We start from the raw sequence: 19,110 nt of genomic DNA, 5'->3' as shown, positions 1-19,110 counted from the left end.
TCAAAATACGCAGAAGCAGCTACAGCTGCTTCTAGTTGAACCCAAAAGAAGGCCCATATGACACTCATAGACTGTGACAGGCACGTAATGGAGCCACTACATTTGTGGCAAGACTATGTCCATCCAGAGGTTTTTAAAGAGTACCCCGTTTATTTTCGAAGTGAAAGTTCACTTGAGGCAACAGCTCTAGATAACATTCAAAATGCCGAAAAGACAGCAAAACTCCCCCCAACATATTGTATCGGTGACCATCCTATTCTGAATAACTGGGGAGCAGACATACAGCAGGAAACCGCCAAAAGACCAAGAAATACTGAAGATCGAAAGCTTGCCACCAGTGGTCTAGGTCAACTACAAAGCATGCTCAAAGACGGTGTAGACCGTGCAATTATATTCCCTACCTTTACAGGCTATATAGTAAACCATCAGGCATTGCCCGCATCTGTATCGGTAGAGTATGCTAAGGCTTACAACAAGTGGATTCTTAATTACTGCGCAATGAACTACGAGAAAATGATTCCTGCCGCAGTGGTGAGTAGACACGACCCGCACACCCTTGTAAATCAGTTGAGAACTATATTAGAGCAAGGTTTTAGTACAGTAACCCTGAGACCTGAACCCATCATGGGCTTACACCTTGGCAGCGAAGAATACGAGCCTTTTTGGCAATTATGTGAACAAAACGACGTCACTATTGCATTCCATGGTGGTACTCATTTACATGGTCCAACCGTTGGAGCAGACCGATTTAATTCTCGTTTCAGCTTGCACGCCTGTTCACATGCCTTGGAAGCACAACTCGCTTTTCTGAGTTTACTGGAAGGTGGTGTGCTAGAGAAATATAAAAAACTAAAGTTCGTTTTTCTTGAAGCCGGCGCCGCTTGGGTCCCCTACTGGCTATGGAGGCTAGACAACATTTGTTATGAAGAGTTTCCTGAATTAATCAAAGATAAGTTGCCAAATAAACCATCATATTATTTCAAACAAAACTGCTGGGTGAGTATTGAACCTCAGGAGCCTTGCTTGAACGAAGTTGTTAAGCTAATAGGAAGTGATAAACTACTGTTTGGTTCTGATTTCCCACACCCTGATCATGAAGGGGTAAACACAGAGTGTATATATCAAGAAACATCTCTCAGCAAAGAAATTGTTAATCAAATCCTAGAAGTAAACCCACTAAAATGCTTTGGAAGATTCCGTGGATAATTACTCTACATTGGGTTTTGTTATTTTCGATAGCCAAATCATTAACCATACACTCCTTGACTCAGCCCACCAACAAATTGGTAGCATAATTAATGGTCACAGCGATACTGGGCAGCCACATTGGGGACTTGTAAACGGCATCGACAATAACTCGTTGACTAGAATTGCTCAGCCTCATCTTTGTAGCCAGGCGTTTTATCAGCTCTTAACTGAAAGCGACATAGGACCTTTGATCGCTGACGTTTTAAAATGTCGCAAGTTAAAGGTTTGGGGCAGCCAGCTTTATATTAAGCCACCAGGTCACTCTCCTTCACTCAACGTTGGCTGGCACCGAGATTCTCAGCATATGCCCTTTTTTAAATCAGGCGTTGCAACTTTGTGGATCCCATTTTCTGCGACCTCTTTGGATACGGGCTGTTTGAAATATATTGGCGGTTCACAAAACACAAAAGAGTACGTTCAGCCTTTGGGAGGACAGGAGCTTAACCTGAAAGCAGAAACTGAACGCCTTTCACACTTTTCAACCGGAAAATACTTAGAAACACCAGTGGAAGTTCCTCTCGGAGGTTTCTCTTTACATCACTGGGATCTAATTCATGGCAGTGATGCAAATACCGGTGATAAAGCTCGAATTGCTTTATCCGTTGGCGTGTATACAGAAGATTTATGTGTAGACAGAAGCGCTCCTGATTATGGGTATAGTGACATACTAAATAACCCTCGCTTTTGTCCATCATTAATATAAGAGAAAAAGACTAATGAGCAGTTTTATAATGTGGAACCCTAAGTTTACCGTCATCACGGACAAACAAGGGAATGTATTTCTAACACATTACAGTCAAAATTATGTCTTGGAGCGCAATCGGTTTCCACTTTTTCAGTACATTGATGGTAAGCACACGACCCAAGAGATTGCTCTTAAATCTAACGATCCAAAAGAATCTGCCTTGTTCTATTATTATCTTGATAACCTGATCCAAGCAGGGCTTGTAATATCACTACAAGGACCAGAGGAAGTGTGGGAACAGGACATAGAGTGCTCCGAGGTTGCACTTATTGAAAACCGTGATATCAGGAAAACCGACTTATCTGGTTGTAATTTAGTTATAACAAAAGATATTCTAGAACTATCGGCACAAACGTTTCAGGCACATAATAAATGCCTGGTTATAGTCGAAGACTTCTTCAATATGCTTGTTATTAGCCCGCCCTTAAAATCAGCAAGTGATTTTGAGTATTATGTAAAACTCAGGGCCAATAACCTGCCCATGAATTCCTATTTTTTAAAAAACTCTGATAATGCAACAACACGGTACTACCGTAAATCAAGCAACTTTATTGACAAGGCACTCGCGCTAGTTGTGTCCAAACAGCTGCTGTCCTCTGATCAAGTATGCATCGTGTCTGATGACTTAAAGATAGATACTTTTCCATTTGGCTCCTGCCATGAGAATGCAAAGCAATGGTCAACAAAAATTGCACTAGAAAACTGCCCGATAGTTTTTGGTCGTGATGGCGGCTCGAGAAGCATGAAACCAGAGCTAACAAACAGCAAAATCTCTCCCTATATCAACCGATGCATTGGCCTAATTAATGAGCTTTCAACTCTGAGTAATTCAAAAGCAATAAAAATATACCGTAGCGCATTTTTCAAATGCCCGAACAAAAGCTTACCAACGCTCAATGTCGATGAGTTCAATCAAACCTGCCTAGGCAAAGGCGTCACGCACGAGCAATCCCAAGCCAGTGCTCTGTGTGAAGCAATAGAACGCAAAAACGCTCAGTATATTGGCGATGAGCCAAGTCAGGTGGCGCAGGCTCAACAGCTTGATGCACGCAGTTATGACTTTGCACAGCTGCTACCATACAGCGAGCAGCAGTATGCGCGCTTTGCGGACCCCGCTGATTCTGAATCTCAGCGTAAACAAGCTGCGTTGCCTTATACTGGGGAAGCCGTTAATTGGACGGCTCTGTGGTCGCTCACGCGCGATGAAAAGGTCTACGTGCCCACCGTGTGTTGTTTTGCCAACACGCCGTTTGAGGAAGACCGCTTTGGCAAATGGCATTCCAATGGCTGTGCCGCTGGTAATAATCTGGAAGAGGCCATTTTACAGGCCTTATTTGAATTGCTTGAGCGCGATGCAACCGCTATCTGGTGGTACAACCGCTTACCGCGCCCGCAATTTGAGTTAAGTGGTCTGGACCCGGATTATCTGGCACCGCTGCACGAAACAATCACCGCTGAACACGACTACTGGGTGCTGGACCTCACCGTGGATACCGGCGTGCCCGTCATGGCAGCGATTGGCCGTAACAAAACAACCCAAGGGTATGTATTTGGGTTTGGTTGTCACCTAAAACCAGAAATGGCAGCGCAGCGCGCGCTTACTGAGCTATGCCAGCTTATTCCTATCCGGGACCAAAATGGTGCCCCCTTTGATTTTGATGCCATTACCGATGATAGTTTCCTTCAGCCTGAGGCCAATGCATCTCGTGCAAGCTACCAGCTAACACAAAGCGGTGATCTGAAGGATGATATTCTGGCCATTGTTGAACAGTTAAACAGCCTGGATATGGAAACACTGGCACTGGACTATTCCCGCTCGCCTATTCCACTGAGCACTGCTAAAGTCTTTGTACCCGGACTGTGCCACATCTGGCCGCAACTAGGCAATTCAAGGCTTTACGAGACACCTGTCAAACTCGGTTGGCTGGATGAAGCATTGGCGGAAAAGACGATTAATCAGCAAGGGTTGTATATTTAACTACGCCCCTCGGTGGCTGTGAATAGCCTAAAATACTTGTGACAAGACACCGGCTCAAGGCCCCCTTACCCTAAGTAACTCAAGCTCGCTGGCAATTAACCCAGCAAGCTTGAGTAACATCGTGCACATTACCCCTTAGCAAACTTAGCGCGTGCCGTGTGGAGCTTTTTATAGCTGTCGATCAGGCGCAGGTGCTTATCCAGGCCTTCCAGTTGCATGTTGGTCGGTGTCAGGCCATAAAACTTCACATCACCGTTAATTGAGCCAATCACAGCATCCATCACTTCTTTACCGAACATGCGGGTAAAGCTGTGGATGTAGTCTTCAATTTCCAGCTCTTCGTCCAGCGCCACTTCCAGCGTAGCGTGCATAGCCTGGTAGAATAAGCCGCGTTCAACCGTGTTGTCGTTGTATTGCAGGAAGGTTTCAACCAGCTCAATGGCCGCTTCAATGTCGCCCAGCGCCAGATAGATGAGGATCTTCAGCTCCAGAATGGTCAGCTGACCCCACACTGTATTCTCGTCAAACTCCACGCCGATCAGCGTGATGATGTCGATGTAGTTATCAAGCTGGCTTTCTTCAAGGCGATTAACCAAATCGGCCAGTGCTTCGTCTTCCAGCGAGTGAATGTTCAGAATGTCTTCGCGGTATTGCAGGGCTTTGTTGGTGTTGTCCCAGATTAAGTCTTCGGCCGGGTAAACCTCAGAGTAGCCAGGCACCAGAATACGACAGGCGGTGCCCATATCGGTAAACTCTGCAATATACGCCTCTTTGCCCAAATCTTTAAGAATGGCGAACAGTTTGTCACACTCTTCTTCGTTAGTGCCCGTGAAGTCCCACTCCACAAACTCATAATCATGTTTGGCACTGAAGAAACGCCACGAGATCACACCAGTAGAATCAATGAAGTGTTCGACAAAGTTCTCCGGTTCAGACACAGCCATGCTATTGAACGTGGGCTTTGGCACATCATTCAGACCCTCGAAGCTGCGGCCCTGCAACAGCTCGGTTAAGCTGCGCTCCAGCGCAACTTCGAGGCTTGGGTGAGCACCAAAAGAGGCAAACACACCGCCCGTTTTCGGGTTCATGAGGGTCACACACATCACCGGGAACTGACCGCCCAGAGACGCATCTTTCACCACAACCGGGAAGCCCTGCTCTTCAAGGCCTTTAATGCCAGCAACAATGCCCGGGAACTTAGCCAGTACGTCTTCAGGCACGTCCGGCAGCACAATTTCCTGTTCAATGATCTGCTTTTTCACCGCGCGCTCAAAGATCTCAGACAAACACTGAACTTTGGCTTCATACAGGTTGTTACCCGCGCTCATACCGTTGCTCAGGAACAGGTTTTCAATCAAGTTTGACGGGAAGTAAACTGTCTCGCCGTCGCTGTGACGCGTGTAAGGAATAGAACAGATGCCACGCTCGACGTTACCCGAGTTGGTGTCAATCAGATTAGAGCCGCGCAGCTCGCCTTCCGGATCATAGATTTCGCGCGTGTAGCCGTCGAGGATTTCGCTTGGCAGTTCATCGTTCTCACCCGGTTTAAACCACTTTTCATTGGGGTAATGAACAAACTCGGCGTTGGCAATTTCTTCACCAAAGAACTGGTCGTTATAGAAAAAGTTACAGTTCAGGCGTTCAATAAACTCGCCCAGTGCGGAGCACAGCGCGCTTTCTTTAGTTGCACCTTTACCGTTGGTAAAACACATAGGCGATGCGGCATCACGAATGTGCAAAGACCAGACGTTAGGCACGATGTTACGCCACGATGCCACTTCGATTTTCATACCCAGATCAGACAAAATACCAGTCATATTTGCAATGGTTTGCTCAAGTGGCAGATCTTTGCCCAGAATAAAGGTGCTGGCATCCGACTCCGTGTTCACCATCAACATGGCTTGTGCGTCGTCATCCAGGCTCTCTACCGCTTCAACCTGAAACTCAGGGCCAGTCTGGATCACTTTTTTCACCGTGCAGCGGTCAATGGAGCGTAAAATACCCAGGCGGTCTTTTTCAGAAATGCTCTCTGGCAGCTCTACCTGAATTTTAAAGATCTGGTTGTAGCGGTTTTCCGGATCAACAATGTTGTTTTGTGCCACACGAATGCCGTCAGTCGGAATGTCGCGCGCATTACAATACACTTTGACAAAGTAAGCGGCACACAGCGCAGACGACGCCAGAAAGTAGTCGAACGGGCTGGGGGCAGAGCCATCACCCTTGTAGCGGATAGGTTGATCGGCAATGACTGAAAAATCATCGAATTTGGCGTCAATTCGAAGATTATCGAGATAATTTACTTTGATTTCCATTGGGAAGGTTCCGGTGTATTGCAATCGAAAACCCACATTGTACTTGAGGTTGCAAGGTGGTGCCAATGCTCAAACCATAAATAAGCGCATCAGGTCAAATTTAGTCACTAAATGCCTGTTCTTAACCTCACAGGCATGTTACTTTCTTGGCAACTTAACTCATCCGACAACATACGAGATAACAAGGATTTATTATGCGCAGCTACGTGTGGTTAGCACTTGGATTAGGGCTGTTCTCTGGCTCAGCACTGGCAAATAATGGCTTCGGTGTCACCCTGTATGGCGGCGAGAGCACCAATCAAAGCTTACGTACCAGTAAAAATCAAGAAGTTGAATTAGACGACGGAAGCAATTTAGGCATCAGTTTTGACCGCTATCTGAACAACAAACGCTATGGCCTGTTTTACAGCATGGTTGAAACTGAATTCGAAGATGCGCCCAATCAGAAAGTGGACATGGAATACTTGATGTTCCAAAGTGCCATCGACATTGATATTACCGACAATCTGCACAGCTACATCGGCGCACAGATTGGTGTGAACAAGGTATCGCCTAACTTTGAAGAAGCAGACCACTTTTTTGCCTCGGGTCTGTACGGCGGCCTGAAATACGACATTGGCGCCGGATTCAGCGCACAAACCGAGATTCGCTGGCTGGCAACCGTACTTAAAAACTCATCAAAAGTACGTTGTGACGGCAGCGATAAAGATGTGTGCGTCTGGCACTTTGATGGCGATGTGCTTAACCAGGTTCAGTTAAATGTTGGCCTGACGTACCGCTTTTAAAACACGTTGGCCGCTCAGTCATCCCGCTCTCAATGCGGGATGACCTGTTATTACACTTCTCTGCACACCACACGGGCCTGAACAAGCAGCGCTATAAGGCGGTTTTAAGATGCTCTATAAACAACCGGGTTTTACGAGGCGTATAACTCGCCTTGGGGTAATAAGCCCAGAGCTGTTTAACCTCGGAGCGAATACCCGGCAAAATAGGCACCAGTACCCCGGATTTAAGCTCGCGCTCAATATAGCTGGGGGCAATAAACAACAAGCCAATGCCCTGCACCGCCGCCTTTAAAATGGCATCCAGATGATCGGTCACAAAATTATAATTGGTAAATTCAAACAAGCGGCCATCTTCGAGTACCACGCCACCAATTTTGTGATAATAGCTACTTAACAACATTTTATGTTGGGTCAGGTCGTCAACACAGGTTATTTCTGCGCATCTGTCCAGGTATTCTGGCGCGCCAAATAGCTGCATCTGATAATCAAATAACCGGGTGCCTTTGTGAGACACAGAGTCAAATGATTCGTTGTAGCTGGTGATCACCAGATCATGATGCAGATCCGGCGGCTCGCCCGGTGCCAGAACATTTAAATGGATAGTGAGCTGTGCATGATGTGCCAAAAACTGCTCTATTTTGGGCATCAGCACACTACTGCCTACCGCCTGAGTGGCGGCAATTTTCAGGCTCCCCTGCAATTCACAGTGTTCAGATTGAGCCGTTTCAACCAGAGCTTCAAACTGAGATAACCAGTCTCTGGCCCGAGGAAAAAAATGCTGCCCCTGCTCAGTCAGATTAACCTGTCTGGTGGTGCGAATGAACAAACTTTGCCCCAGATGCCTTTCCAGCCAGTCAATACGTTTACTCATAGCAGATGCCGAAACCCCTTGATGTTCCGCCGCTTTAGTAAAGCTACCCAACTCTGCCAGAACGCAAAAACTGCGTGTTGCCGTTAACCAATCCATTTAATTAATTCCCACAATGAAATAGTATTTTAATTATTACCTTATTTTTAGGACAATGAAAGCGGCGTATAGTGCCCGGGTCAAATTTACTTCGCGCTGGAGTGCCCGTGCATCTATTTACCATGTTTGCTGTTTTACTCATGTCCTGCTCTCAGCTGGTCAGCCAGGTGTATATGCCTGTTTTACCAGATATTGCAGACAGCCTGATGCTAACCAATGGCATGAGTCAGGCAATGATCATCAGTTATTTCATTACGCTGGGCGCCTCTCAACTGATTGTTGGGCCGCTACGCGACAAATATGGTGATCGGCCACTGTTTATCGCCGGGCAAGCCATCTTACTGGCAGGTACACTGCTATGTGCGGTTGCACCAGACAGCACCACCTTTTTACTCGGACGAATTTTGCAAGGTGCGGGCTCCGCTTCACCGGTGTTAATCAGCCGCACATTACTGGCTCAACGACTGTCGGGGGCCAGATTAAAAAGTGCCATGGCAACCGTGGCCATCTCGGCAAGCGTCACCGCAATTATTGCCCCCCTGCTCGGCGGTATGCTAAGCAGTTGGTTTGGCTGGCAGGGTTTGTCGCTGGTGCTCATTACATACTACCTGTTCATCACCATATTCGGGCTAAGTCTGCTCAAAGCCAGCGAACCTCAACCTTTTGTGATTAACCCAATGAGCCTGGTCCGGCACTATCAAAACATGGTTCGCTGTCAGGTCTTTTTATCGCTGGCCAGTCTCAAATGGGTGCCAACCTTTTTGTATTTGACACTCCAGCTGCATTTGCCGTTTTTACTTCAAGACCGCTTTGGCTTCACCACCAGCCAGACCGGACAAGCCATGATGCTGCCTATGGTTGGTCTTTTGTTGGGCGCTGTGTTTGCCAAAGTCTTACAGCGCCACGTTAGCTATATGAAAATTGTTTTGTGGCTGTGGCCTTCACTATTACTGAGTACACTGACCTTCGTATTAGCCAGCGACAACGCCATAGCGATATTACTGGCCTATGCCGCCATTATGTTGGTATTTGGCGGATATTTTCCAAGCTATATGCACCTGATTGGCTTACTGCACCCGACTCACGCGGGCACCGCAAACGCTTTGGTCGGGGCAATTGAGTTACTGATATTTTCTGTCATTGCCTGGCTGGTGAATCAATGGCTGCCAGATAACACGCAAGCCATTGCACTACTCATTGCTGTATGCGCCGCCCTGTTGCTACTTTGCTGGCGTACTATCCGTATTCAGCGACCTCATTTTGAACACACATAAGTATAATATTGGGATCAATCATGTTCGAAAAACTCCACTTTAACACTGCCCGATTTACTATCCGGCCGCTTCAACAAAGTGACCTTCATGCCATTTACGAGAGCAGGCGTAATCCGGATACCTCCAGGTATATTGGTGAGCCTGCAACCCTAAAAGATGCTCAGGACAGAATAGATCGGGCTACTGCGCCCTGGCAGGCGAAAGAACATGAACGACTGCTGCTGGCCATCATCAGACGTGAAGACAATGTGCTGGTTGGGGAACTCATGTATAAGTTTTTGTGCCATAACGCCAAAACAGCCGAAATCGGTTATCGTCTGAATGAAAAATATATTGGCCAGGGTTATGCGTTTGAAGCTGCAAACGGGCTGATTGAAGCTGCCTTTGCGCAATTTGGACTCAATAAAGTCTGTGCATTTTGTGCGGTCGAAAATAAGGCTTCCTGGCGCTTGATGGAAAAGCTCGGCATGCAACGTGAGGCCCATTTACGTCAGCACTTTAAATTTAGCCATGGTTACTATGATGGCTATATGTACGGCCTGTTACGTAGTGAACATATCATGGCAGCAACAGCCTGATAAACGAAAAAGGCACCCTTATCAGGTGCCTTGACTCATGGAAGGACCCATGAAGATCGTTGCGTAAAAATACAAAATTGGGAGAGGAAAACGGTGTCAGGATAATGTCCTACTGACTAAATTCCTGCTCCGATAGTTTGCCGTCGCCATTGCTGTCCAGCTTATCGAAAATAACCGTCAATGTATCCGATCCCGCCGCTTCCGACTTAGAGATAAACCCATCGCCATTGGCATCAAAAGTTGAAAACGAACTGTCCGCAGCATGCGCGCCAATACTGGCTGCCATTAAAATGGTGCTTAACATAAGCTTGTACATATCAAGTTCCTCATAAATGCTTGTTAAAATGTCTAAATTCTTTGGCACTCAGCGCGCCATCCCGGTTTGTATCCAGGCGTTTAAATGCGTCAGCGACCAGAGAGACCTTAGCTGCTTCTGAGCGACTGATCAGGCCATCGCTGTTATCATCCAAAAGTGCAAAATCGACTTCAGAGGCAAACGCTAATGCACAGGTGAACATTCCCAGGGTCAACGCAAAAACGTACGTAATTTGCATATTAGATCCTCCGGTTCAAACGCGACTTAGCCGTTAAACTCAGAGAACTCTTTTCTGCTCAGCAAGCCGTCACCATTACTATCCAGCACTTTGAACTGGCCCATGAGCGCGGAGTTTGCCGTCGCCTCATTCAAACTAATGGTGCCATCACCATCCGTGTCATACTTTTCAAAACCCTCGCCTGCAATTGCCTGTGTCGCCAACACCGTCAGAGCCATAGCTGTCATCATTGTCATTGCTGTTTTCATCATATTTTCCTTCTGTTTTTGAATGTGTGCCGCCGCGAAACTGTTCTGAGCTTGCAGGCTGCGTTTGACAAGACTATTCCAACTTTGGTGCCAGGTTTAATTAGATATTAATTTTCAATAAGTTAGTTTTTATTGGGTAAAAAAGTTCAGGGGACATTAAGGCGATTTGTTGCTAAATGGCGACAAAATTCAACTCGCGTTTTTAGCTTACTATTTAAAATCAGTTACTTATGGCTGTCGCTAATTGGCAACAGACAATTAAAAGCGCGCAAACTATCAGGCTCTTTATGCTCCATGCCAGCTCAGAATTACGCTCACACGCGCCACTCAACCCCTTTTTTTCTCAGGCATTGTGGAAACAGGCACTTATGGCATTAATGCTGGCCCTGGTTCCTCTGTTGCTGTTAACCTTGTGGTTTATTCAGTCAGTTGCATATCAGCAGCATACAGTTCAGGATATTTATACTAATAATCAGAAGGTTAAGTCAGAATTCAGTGAATTGAAAAACGCCTTTCAGGCGCTTCTAAAAGCACAGCAAAACAATCAGTTACTACAAAGCGAACAACTAAGAATAAGCATCAATAAAAGCTGGCAGGTGCAAAAAAATAGGCTTATATCACTGCTTGCGAGACTTGAGAAAGATGCAACAGTTGCTAATTGGCAACACCTGCTCCAACACACCCAAACGCCAGACAGTAGCACCCTGTCGGCACTGGTCAACGCCCTGACTCGCCAGTCACAACCGCTACAACAGACCCTAGACAAACAACTGACGGATGCGCTCTTGCAACAAAGTCTCATCCGGCAGCGCTTTTTAATTGGACTTAGCATTCTGTTACCTATCCTAGTCGGCATGAGTATCTGGCTGATCCGGCGGATCTCCCGTCAGCTATTTCAGCTGGAGCGAGCCATAGAAGTCATTGGTGAAGACAGCTTTACTACGCCAATCCAGCTGACAGGTAGCCGAGAGTTCAGCCAGCTGGGTGAGCGCCTTGAGCAATTGCGCCAGGAGCTCGCTGCCAGTAAACATCAAAAAGAAACCTTTTTACGCCACGTATCACACGAGCTGAAAACCCCGTTGGCTTCGATTAAAGAAGGCACAGACTTACTGAATACCGAGCACCTCGGGCAACTCAATGACAAACAACGACGCGTAACCGATATTCTCCACACCTCTGTCGCCAAGCTCACTCAGCTCATTGACGACCTGCTTACGTTTAGCGCTGCCAGCCACCCGCACAGCCAACAGGCACGCTGCAGTGCCCGGTCAATCAAAGCGCAACTGGAAGACCACTTTGCACAACGGCTGCAGCGGCGGGGTATCCTTGTTCACTGGCACTTTGAGCAGCAGCTAACAGACTTACCTGAGCTACCTGTCAAACTGGCTCTGACACACCTGCTCAGCAATGCAATTCAATATACACACAGCCAGATCCGCATCGACTTTTTGGCTACCTCAAGCCACTGGCAGATCAGTATCCGGGACGATGGGCCAGGGCTCGATCCCCAGGAGGCCAGTCACTTGTTCAAACCCTTTGTCAGAGGCCGCAGCAGCCAAAAAATAGCAGGCAGTGGGCTAGGCCTGGCCATTGCCCACGAATGTATCAGCCAGTGCGGTGGCCAGTTACAGTGGCGAAACAATCAGCCTGGCTGCGAATTTACTCTGACACTGCCAAAACACGGAGAAAGCAGATGAAACTCTTCCTTTTAATCACCACACTCGTTATCAGCCTGAGCGGTTGCCAACTGAGCCCGACACAGAAAAACACACAATTTGTCGGGCCACGTAAAACGCTTGAGCCGGATTACGCCTCTTTGGCGCTACTACTGCAACGCTACCTGACGCTGTGTCAAAACAATCAAGTTGTTGAGCAACAAAAGCCTGAACCTTATATCGGCCAGATCGCTATTGAGACCTTCATACATAGCTATTGCAATACCGTTTCAACAACCAGACAATTGCAAGCAATTGCAAAGATCAAACAAAGTCAGCATTGGCCCGAACACTACCATCTGTGGTTCGATACCCTGAAACAACAGACACAAGTACTGCGGGGACAAAAGATCCGCTTGCATCGTAGCAATGCCAAATTGAGCCAGATCCAAACGCAGCTGACTCAAACCAATCAGGCACTACTCACGCTCAAACAGGCGCTGGCCGACATAGAGCAGCAAAGACTTCAGGACATTCCCCTGAACTCCCCCCTTCAAACACCATCGGAGCAGCCATAATGTCCTATACAACACCGTCTATCTCAGATACTCACGCAGCCTCTGTTTTGTTGGTCGACGATGACCCGGCATTAAGCGAGCTGCTAGCAATACGCCTCGAAAGTCATGGCTTTGACGTCACCCTGGCCAGCAGTGGACATGCGGCCCTACGGCAACTGGCAAATGGGCCCGTTGATGTGGTGATCACCGACTTACGTATGGAACACATGGACGGCCTGGCACTGAACCAGAAATTACAAGCTCAATACCCAGGCCTGCCTGTGATCATGATGACTGCGCATGGCTCGATCCCCGATGCTGTAGATGCCATTGAACAAGGGATCACCGCTTTTATTACCAAACCAATAAACAGCGAAGAGCTACTGACAGCGATCGACAAAGCATTACCTGAAAACAGAGCGACACAGCTCACAGACCCCGATAACTTTCATGGCTTGTATCACCAAAGCCTGAGCATGCGCCAGCTGGTACAGCAGATTAAAGCCATCGCTCCCAGCCAGGCCAATATATTGATCCAGGGGGAAAGTGGCACGGGTAAGGAAGTCACCGCACGCGCCATTCATCAGGCGAGCAGTCATGCTCAGGGTCCCTTTATCGCCATCAACTGTGGTGCCCTGCCCGCACACTTGCTTGAATCCGAGCTGTTTGGCCATAAAAAGGGCGCATTTACCGGCGCAATTTCGGATAAACAGGGGCTTATCCAAAGTGCCGATAAAGGCACATTATTACTGGACGAAATAGGAGACATGCCGCTTGACCTGCAGGTCAAGCTACTACGGGTATTGCAGGAAAAAACGGTCCGCCCTATCGGTGGCCAGCATGAGCAAACAGTTGATGTGCGTATTCTCTCGGCCAGCCATAGAAACCTGGCGCAGGCTGTCAGCGAAGGAAAATTCAGAGAAGACCTGTATTATCGCCTCAACGTCGTCGCCATTCAGTTGCCTGCGCTGCGTGAGCGAGTGGAAGACATTCCCCTACTGGCAAATTTGTTTATCAGGCAACTCGCCGCTGGGCAAAAACGCCTCTCTTTGGACGCCACTACGGCGCTGTTAAGTTATGCCTGGCCAGGCAATATTCGTCAGCTACATAACGTAGTTGAATACTGTGTGGCAATGACACCCGGCAAATTAATCACTGCAGAGAGTATTATCAGCGCACTGCCAGAACAAGACGACAAGCAAGGCTTTGTCGGACTGAATGACGCGAAGCGTCAGTTTGAGCGCGATTATCTGATAAAAGTGCTCGCCCTGTGCGAGAACAGAGTCCCTCAAGCCGCCAAACTGGCTCAAAGAAATCGGTCTGACTTTTATAAGCTAATGAAAAAACACGATATAAAATAAATTAGTATAAACATTTGACCAATTATTATGCATGCGCTTAAATGAATATGAAGGCAGGCAAGGAGTGCTTAGCCCTTCAATCACAGGACCACTGCTTACTTTTGGTACGTTTGAGTGAGCCTGATTATTTATCATTATCATACAGGGATTGAAAACCTATGATCTCCAATACAACAAAAACTGGATAACAACATGAAAATAAAGGTAAAGAAAACCAATTTAAAACGCCTTTCGGAGTCTAATTCACTTCCTCAGCAGGCGACGCCGCAAATCGCGGGTGGTGATGTAGCCGCCTCATTATCAGGCAAAATTTGTGATATGTTTTCCTTGTACCACTATTGCCGTTAAGCCAAAACAGAGTTCTGAGTTCAGAACTCTGTTTTGTTCATAAAACAGCACATCCCTCAGCCATGTCCCTTGTCCTCACGTGCAAAGTTTGCAATAGTATCTTCGAATTAATGTCATAAATTGACATCATATCAGAGCAACATGCTCCGTTCACAACTACACTATTATTAGAATAAAAAACGAGGTGGTTGCCCATGAGAATGCGTAAAAAGCTGATCTTAAGCTTTGTTTTGACCGTTATCATTCCTATTCTTGCAATATCCATCATGAGTATCTCGCGCACCAAACAGGAGTCACTGGATCGATTCTTAGAGACATCGGTTAACGAGATCAGACAAATTGAGAATGCATTTATCATCTTTTTTGACCAGATGAAAAGTAATGCCCGATTCCTAGCGCAAAGTAAAACTGTGCAATCCGTTAGCAAGGACACAACCACCTATTTCGGTACAGAAAAAATGATGACGCCGGAGGCCTCAGGTCAGGCAGAAGCAGAAATTTTTGACCTGTACACCACCTTTGGCAAAACTCACCCCGAGTTACTGTTCGTATATCTGGGCACCCGTGAGGGTGGCTTTATTCAGTATCCTGCCGAGCCTTTGGGCAACTATGATCCACGCAAAAGGCCCTGGTATCAGCAAGTCAGCTCCAATCCATCTCAGGTGGTGATCACTGAGCCTTATCAAGGCGTTACCGGACAGGCAATGGTATCTGTGGCAACCGGGATTATGAAAAGCGGCCAAATGTTCGGCGTTCAGTCTCTGGATGTAACCTTGTCGACACTGACAGACATTGTCAGCAACATCAAACTGGGTAACACAGGCTATTTGTTGTTACTCGACAACCAAGGCACCGTGCTGGCAGATCCGAAAAACGCCAACAGTAACTTTAAGAACATTCGTGATTTGAATGATGCCCGGTATCAGGCTATACGAAACGCGGGGAATGCTGCTTTTATTACGCTGGAGTATCAGGACAAAGCCTTTTATGCCAAGTTTTATCGCTCTGAAGAGCTGGGCTGGACCTTTATCGCCATCATTGAAGAGGATGAAATCCTTGCTTCCTCTTATAATATGACCTATAGCATCAGTATCATCGCCGTCATCATGCTGGCGCTGTTTGTGGTCATTGCCATTGTGCTGGCCAACAAAATCGTTTACCCCATTGAAATGGTATCGGACGGGCTAAAAGAAATTGCCCAGGGTGAAGGTAATTTGTCAAAACGGCTCCAGGTCATTGGCAATGATGAAATAAGCGAGCTGGCAACCTGGTTTAACCAATTCCTCAACTCCATTAATGCGTTGGTGAAAGACATTCAGGGCAATGCACGAACCCTGAATAGTGAAGCCCAGAACTCTCAGTCGCGGATCAATGATATTCGTAACCAGTGCCGTCATCAGGAAAAAACATCCCAAACCGCGACGGATACCACGCAATCCATGGCAAGCATGGCCATGACAGTAAGCGACAACTGTGGTGATGCACTCAACGAAATCTCGACGACGGAGCAACACACTCAGACTGGTAACCAGATGATCCAAAGCACTGTGGCTCAGGTCGCTAAACTTAACGACTCTCTGGGCGACTCAGCGACGGCCATGAGCAAGCTTGAAAATGAAAGTAACAACATCACCAATATTTTGGAGGTGATCCGCACCATTGCCGAACAAACTAACTTGCTGGCCCTCAATGCCGCCATTGAAGCGGCCCGTGCCGGTGAGCAAGGCCGGGGGTTTGCGGTTGTGGCCGACGAAGTACGAACGCTGGCACAGCGCTCTCACGACGCCACTCAGGATATTGAACAGGTGTTAACTAAGCTGATTGAGCAAACTCGCAGTGTGTCTGAGCGCATGACTGCCAGTGTAGGTGAATCAAAACATGCCATTGACCAGTCGGAGCTGGCCCATCAGGCATTCGATGATATTGCCAGCTCGGTTTCCCTCGTTAAGGGGATCATTGCTGACATTTCCCAGCAGGCCAATGCGCAAGGGCAGGCTGCCGAGGACACCCAATCTCGTATTCACGGTGTGAGTCAGTCAGTACAACAAGTGGGCAACTCTGCCGATGCGCTGCATACAGGTGCAACACAATTGGTTGAGCTGGCGCGCAACCTGGATCAACTGGTTGACAGGTTTGATGTCGATGACTGAACTAAAGATCTTGCATACCCCTCCTGCTCCTTTGGAGTTCAGCGCGCTGCGCGAAAGTGCTGGCTGGCAAAATCCTGCGCCCGATATCATTGCGGCCAGCATTACGGCGTCACTTTACTGGGTGCAGTGTCGTAAGGCAGATAGATTGATTGCCTGTGGCCGGATTGTAGGCGACGGGCACATGTACTTTTACATTCAGGATATCATTGTGCACCCGAGCCACCAGGGCCAGGGCCTTGGTCACCTTATTATGGATAATATAGAGCAATATCTGGCGGCGCATTGCCAAAGCGGCGCGACCGCCGCTTTGTTGGCTGCAACTGGCAAAGAAACCTTCTACCAGCGCTACGGTTATTCACTGAGAGACGGCGAAAAACTGGGATTAGGGATGTGTAAGTTTTACTAGCTGTTGACTATAACTGGTGCCTGCATCGATACACTAATCGCATGTTGGTGGATTTGCATATTCACGCCTGAACTGACCCGGTGTCATACCTGTTTCTTTCTTAAACGCCTTATAAAACGAAGAGCGCGCATTAAACCCCACTTCAAGGGCAATATTCAACACCGATTCATCGCTGCTCAATAGACGGGACTTCGAAGCTTTGATACGCCAGTGATTAACAAAATCAAAGAAGTTCATCTTCAGCGTTTCGTTTAAAGCCTGAGACAGGTAATTAGGTGATATCCCACTTGCCTGTGATAGCTTTTGTAGAGTCAGATCGGCATCCAGATAAAGCTCACTGTTTTGCATAACCTGCGTAATTTTTTCAACTATCCGTGTAGACTGAAGCTCATCCAGTGCTGATTTATGGTACTTGTTCCCTGTCCCTTCACTACGTGACAAGCGCGGAACGTCGATACTAACAACTTTGCTATTAGGTTGTGATTGAAGTATTGGCGCGCTCTGCTGCATTGCAAAAAAGGTCACGCTCCAGATAAGCACCAGTGCAACAAACACTTCGGCGCTGCGCGACAGTATTGCATGATCAAATAGACTAGATACAAAAGCTGACACAAAAACAAAAACCCAAATACAGACGGCGATATAAATAAGCTTCCTGATAACAGAGAGCTGGGGACTGTCGAGATTAGAATAACTTTCTTTTAGCTGCGCATTGAATCTGGCCAGACGCCTGATAATCACCAGTAGCGTAAACCCGCATTCAATCAGCCATAAACACATCAAAGCCAGCATCGCACAAGCCAAAACCACAACATACGGACCCGCTGGCATGTCATCTGTCACGAACAGTGCCCTGTGATGCTGTGCAGGCAAAAACGCAACCGCACCGGAAATCAGCACGGCAGGCCAGAACAAAACAAACTTGTTTAACTTAGCTCTGTTAAGTACCCACTTTTTTTGTGTGGTAATACCTTCAATGTACAAGCGAAGCGCCGGACACAACACAAAGAGCATGGGAAAACCCAAAACGGTATATACCTGATACCAGCTGGGTAAAAACACCGGCACGATTGCATTGAGTGCGAGTACTCCACTGGCACAAAGAAAAAGTACCAAAGGCATACGATAAACACGTGTCGCTCGCGGTAGTAGCAGCACAGGGACACTCAACACAATTTGCCCAATGAGCATAGCAATCAGCACCATCACGATAGATTCAGTCACCTAACTCCCCTGACATCAAAATAAACTTTTCCATAATATTTTGTTTTATCTGCTTTTAAATTTCCCTTCCCACCAAGACTGTCCGCGCCTTTACGCCAGGACGACGTATCCCCACAAAATGACTAGTCTGACGATAACCTGGATAAAACAGGGCATATGCCTTTTGGCACACCTTGCAGGGACATCCAATATGACTTAAGGAATCGCTTATGACAAACGCAATTTTAACCACTGGCGCATCACAGGATAAAAGCACTCGCATCAAAATCGCGACACTGTGGCTGTTAGTTATGCTGAATATGATTTATGCCGATATTTTGGCCTTTGTTTCAGCCTTTATCACTCCGGGGGTAATAGACACTCTGATGAGCGGATACTCAGGCTCGGTTAAACTCACCCAGGAGTTACTTTTGGTCTCAGCCATACTCATCGAGATCCCCATCGTGATGATTTTCCTGTCCCAATGTCTCAGCTATCGATTAAACCGCCTGTGTAACCTGGTGGCTGTCCCGTTAACTTTCCTGTTTGTACTAGGTGGTATTGAAACAGATCCTTTCTACCTGTTTCTGGCATGCATACAGCTCACCCTGCTTTTAAGCATAGCCTGGATGGTCATACGGTGGCGTGCACCTGAAGCGGCAGTGTTAAGCACAGCTCAAAGTTGAATCGATAGATGACAGGACTCTGAACCATAAACACCCAAGGATTCAGCAGATTACA

Annotated in this window: 19 protein-coding genes; 13 read left to right on the top strand and 6 right to left on the bottom strand. The window is 47.2% G+C overall.

The window, feature by feature from the left end:
• Positions 1-57 precede the first annotated feature (57 nt).
• From AT705_RS20080 to AT705_RS20070, 3 genes are read left to right on the top strand one after another with little or no spacing between them, the layout of a single operon-like run.
• A complete protein-coding gene (locus AT705_RS20080; RefSeq protein ID WP_058798159.1) occupies positions 58-1,206 on the top strand; it encodes an amidohydrolase family protein in 1,149 nt (382 codons plus the stop codon).
• Positions 1,199-1,951: a phytanoyl-CoA dioxygenase family protein gene (locus AT705_RS20075; protein WP_058798158.1), complete on the top strand. Its 753-nt coding sequence runs from the start codon at positions 1,199-1,201 to the stop codon at positions 1,949-1,951. Before AT705_RS20080 ends, AT705_RS20075 begins: the two co-directional genes overlap by 8 nt.
• 13 nt (positions 1,952-1,964) lie before the next feature.
• Positions 1,965-3,971, top strand: a complete 2,007-nt coding sequence (locus AT705_RS20070; protein WP_082669088.1) for a YcaO-like family protein — start codon at positions 1,965-1,967, stop codon at positions 3,969-3,971.
• Positions 3,972-4,099: 128 nt separating this feature from the next.
• Here the strand turns inward: AT705_RS20070 and AT705_RS20065 are convergent, their stop codons facing one another.
• Positions 4,100-6,283, bottom strand: coding sequence for an OsmC domain/YcaO domain-containing protein (locus AT705_RS20065; RefSeq protein ID WP_058798156.1), 2,184 nt, complete (start codon positions 6,281-6,283; stop codon positions 4,100-4,102).
• Positions 6,284-6,477: 194 nt separating this feature from the next.
• Here AT705_RS20065 and AT705_RS20060 point away from each other — a divergent pair, with 194 nt between their 5' ends.
• Entirely contained in the window at positions 6,478-7,068 is a 591-nt protein-coding gene (locus AT705_RS20060; protein WP_058798155.1) for an outer membrane beta-barrel protein, read from the top strand.
• A gap of 91 nt (positions 7,069-7,159) precedes the next feature.
• On the opposite strand, the gene AT705_RS20055 is transcribed toward AT705_RS20060, so the two are convergent.
• Entirely contained in the window at positions 7,160-8,035 is an 876-nt protein-coding gene (locus tag AT705_RS20055; protein WP_058798154.1) for a LysR family transcriptional regulator, read from the bottom strand.
• A 107-nt stretch (positions 8,036-8,142) separates the two neighbouring features.
• Here AT705_RS20055 and AT705_RS20050 point away from each other — a divergent pair, with 107 nt between their 5' ends.
• The gene (locus AT705_RS20050) at positions 8,143-9,309 is read left to right on the top strand and encodes an MFS transporter (RefSeq protein ID WP_237113864.1); all 1,167 of its coding nucleotides are present in this window, start codon (positions 8,143-8,145) and stop codon (positions 9,307-9,309) included.
• Between the two features lie 20 nt (positions 9,310-9,329).
• Positions 9,330-9,887 (top strand): GNAT family N-acetyltransferase, encoded by a 558-nt coding sequence (locus AT705_RS20045; RefSeq protein WP_058798152.1) that lies wholly within the window; start codon positions 9,330-9,332, stop codon positions 9,885-9,887.
• A 109-nt stretch (positions 9,888-9,996) separates the two neighbouring features.
• Here the strand turns inward: AT705_RS20045 and AT705_RS20040 are convergent, their stop codons facing one another.
• From AT705_RS20040 to AT705_RS20030, 3 genes are read right to left on the bottom strand one after another with little or no spacing between them, the layout of a single operon-like run.
• A complete protein-coding gene (locus tag AT705_RS20040) occupies positions 9,997-10,203 on the bottom strand; it encodes an EF-hand domain-containing protein (RefSeq protein WP_058798151.1) in 207 nt (68 codons plus the stop codon).
• A gap of 10 nt (positions 10,204-10,213) precedes the next feature.
• Positions 10,214-10,441, bottom strand: coding sequence for a hypothetical protein (locus AT705_RS20035; protein WP_058798150.1), 228 nt, complete (start codon positions 10,439-10,441; stop codon positions 10,214-10,216).
• 26 nt (positions 10,442-10,467) lie between these two features.
• Entirely contained in the window at positions 10,468-10,692 is a 225-nt protein-coding gene (locus AT705_RS20030; protein ID WP_237113863.1) for an EF-hand domain-containing protein, read from the bottom strand.
• A 227-nt stretch (positions 10,693-10,919) separates the two neighbouring features.
• Between AT705_RS20030 and AT705_RS20025 the strand changes: the two genes are divergently transcribed.
• The 6 genes from AT705_RS20025 to AT705_RS20005 all read left to right on the top strand — a co-directional run bounded on the left by AT705_RS20025 (position 10,920) and on the right by AT705_RS20005 (position 17,166).
• Positions 10,920-12,386 (top strand): HAMP domain-containing sensor histidine kinase, encoded by a 1,467-nt coding sequence (locus AT705_RS20025; RefSeq protein WP_058798148.1) that lies wholly within the window; start codon positions 10,920-10,922, stop codon positions 12,384-12,386.
• Positions 12,383-12,922, top strand: a complete 540-nt coding sequence (locus tag AT705_RS20020; RefSeq protein WP_058798147.1) for a hypothetical protein — start codon at positions 12,383-12,385, stop codon at positions 12,920-12,922. Before AT705_RS20025 ends, AT705_RS20020 begins: the two co-directional genes overlap by 4 nt.
• A complete protein-coding gene (locus AT705_RS20015; protein WP_058798146.1) occupies positions 12,922-14,262 on the top strand; it encodes a sigma-54-dependent transcriptional regulator in 1,341 nt (446 codons plus the stop codon). Before AT705_RS20020 ends, AT705_RS20015 begins: the two co-directional genes overlap by 1 nt.
• Before the next feature lie 192 nt (positions 14,263-14,454).
• Entirely contained in the window at positions 14,455-14,610 is a 156-nt protein-coding gene (locus AT705_RS25375) for a hypothetical protein (protein WP_156202323.1), read from the top strand.
• A 194-nt stretch (positions 14,611-14,804) separates the two neighbouring features.
• Positions 14,805-16,760, top strand: a complete 1,956-nt coding sequence (locus AT705_RS20010) for a methyl-accepting chemotaxis protein (RefSeq protein ID WP_058798145.1) — start codon at positions 14,805-14,807, stop codon at positions 16,758-16,760.
• On the top strand, positions 16,753-17,166 hold the full coding sequence (locus AT705_RS20005; RefSeq protein WP_058798144.1) for a GNAT family N-acetyltransferase: 414 nt from the start codon (positions 16,753-16,755) through the stop codon (positions 17,164-17,166). The genes AT705_RS20010 and AT705_RS20005 overlap by 8 nt, the downstream gene beginning before the upstream one ends.
• Before the next feature lie 33 nt (positions 17,167-17,199).
• On the opposite strand, the gene AT705_RS20000 is transcribed toward AT705_RS20005, so the two are convergent.
• Positions 17,200-18,390, bottom strand: a complete 1,191-nt coding sequence (locus AT705_RS20000; RefSeq protein ID WP_058798143.1) for a helix-turn-helix domain-containing protein — start codon at positions 18,388-18,390, stop codon at positions 17,200-17,202.
• Between the two features lie 209 nt (positions 18,391-18,599).
• Between AT705_RS20000 and AT705_RS19995 the strand changes: the two genes are divergently transcribed.
• The gene (locus tag AT705_RS19995) at positions 18,600-19,055 is read left to right on the top strand and encodes a DUF6326 family protein (RefSeq protein ID WP_058798142.1); all 456 of its coding nucleotides are present in this window, start codon (positions 18,600-18,602) and stop codon (positions 19,053-19,055) included.
• The last annotated feature ends 55 nt before the right edge of the window (positions 19,056-19,110 follow it).

The organism is Pseudoalteromonas rubra, assembly GCF_001482385.1.
GTDB lineage: Bacteria > Pseudomonadota > Gammaproteobacteria > Enterobacterales > Alteromonadaceae > Pseudoalteromonas > Pseudoalteromonas ardens.
The sequence above is the reverse complement of the archived record's forward strand: the minus strand, read 5'-3'. Positions and strand labels throughout refer to the sequence as shown.

Bases quoted from the DNA above. Each gene is read 5' to 3' on its own strand.
- AT705_RS20080 (WP_058798159.1), top strand. From the start codon at position 58: ATGACACTCATAGACTGTGACAGGCACGTAATGGAGCCACTACATTTG.
- AT705_RS20070 (WP_082669088.1), top strand. From the start codon at position 1,965: ATGAGCAGTTTTATAATGTGGAACCCTAAGTTTACCGTCATCACGGAC.
- AT705_RS20065 (WP_058798156.1), bottom strand. From the start codon at position 6,283: ATGGAAATCAAAGTAAATTATCTCGATAATCTTCGAATTGACGCCAAA.
- AT705_RS20060 (WP_058798155.1), top strand. From the start codon at position 6,478: ATGCGCAGCTACGTGTGGTTAGCACTTGGATTAGGGCTGTTCTCTGGC.
- AT705_RS20055 (WP_058798154.1), bottom strand. From the start codon at position 8,035: ATGGATTGGTTAACGGCAACACGCAGTTTTTGCGTTCTGGCAGAGTTG.
- AT705_RS20045 (WP_058798152.1), top strand. From the start codon at position 9,330: ATGTTCGAAAAACTCCACTTTAACACTGCCCGATTTACTATCCGGCCG.
- AT705_RS20040 (WP_058798151.1), bottom strand. From the start codon at position 10,203: ATGTACAAGCTTATGTTAAGCACCATTTTAATGGCAGCCAGTATTGGC.
- AT705_RS20035 (WP_058798150.1), bottom strand. From the start codon at position 10,441: ATGCAAATTACGTACGTTTTTGCGTTGACCCTGGGAATGTTCACCTGT.
- AT705_RS20030 (WP_237113863.1), bottom strand. From the start codon at position 10,692: ATGATGAAAACAGCAATGACAATGATGACAGCTATGGCTCTGACGGTG.
- AT705_RS20025 (WP_058798148.1), top strand. From the start codon at position 10,920: ATGGCTGTCGCTAATTGGCAACAGACAATTAAAAGCGCGCAAACTATC.
- AT705_RS20020 (WP_058798147.1), top strand. From the start codon at position 12,383: ATGAAACTCTTCCTTTTAATCACCACACTCGTTATCAGCCTGAGCGGT.
- AT705_RS20015 (WP_058798146.1), top strand. From the start codon at position 12,922: ATGTCCTATACAACACCGTCTATCTCAGATACTCACGCAGCCTCTGTT.
- AT705_RS25375 (WP_156202323.1), top strand. From the start codon at position 14,455: ATGAAAATAAAGGTAAAGAAAACCAATTTAAAACGCCTTTCGGAGTCT.
- AT705_RS20010 (WP_058798145.1), top strand. From the start codon at position 14,805: ATGAGAATGCGTAAAAAGCTGATCTTAAGCTTTGTTTTGACCGTTATC.
- AT705_RS20005 (WP_058798144.1), top strand. From the start codon at position 16,753: ATGACTGAACTAAAGATCTTGCATACCCCTCCTGCTCCTTTGGAGTTC.
- AT705_RS19995 (WP_058798142.1), top strand. From the start codon at position 18,600: ATGACAAACGCAATTTTAACCACTGGCGCATCACAGGATAAAAGCACT.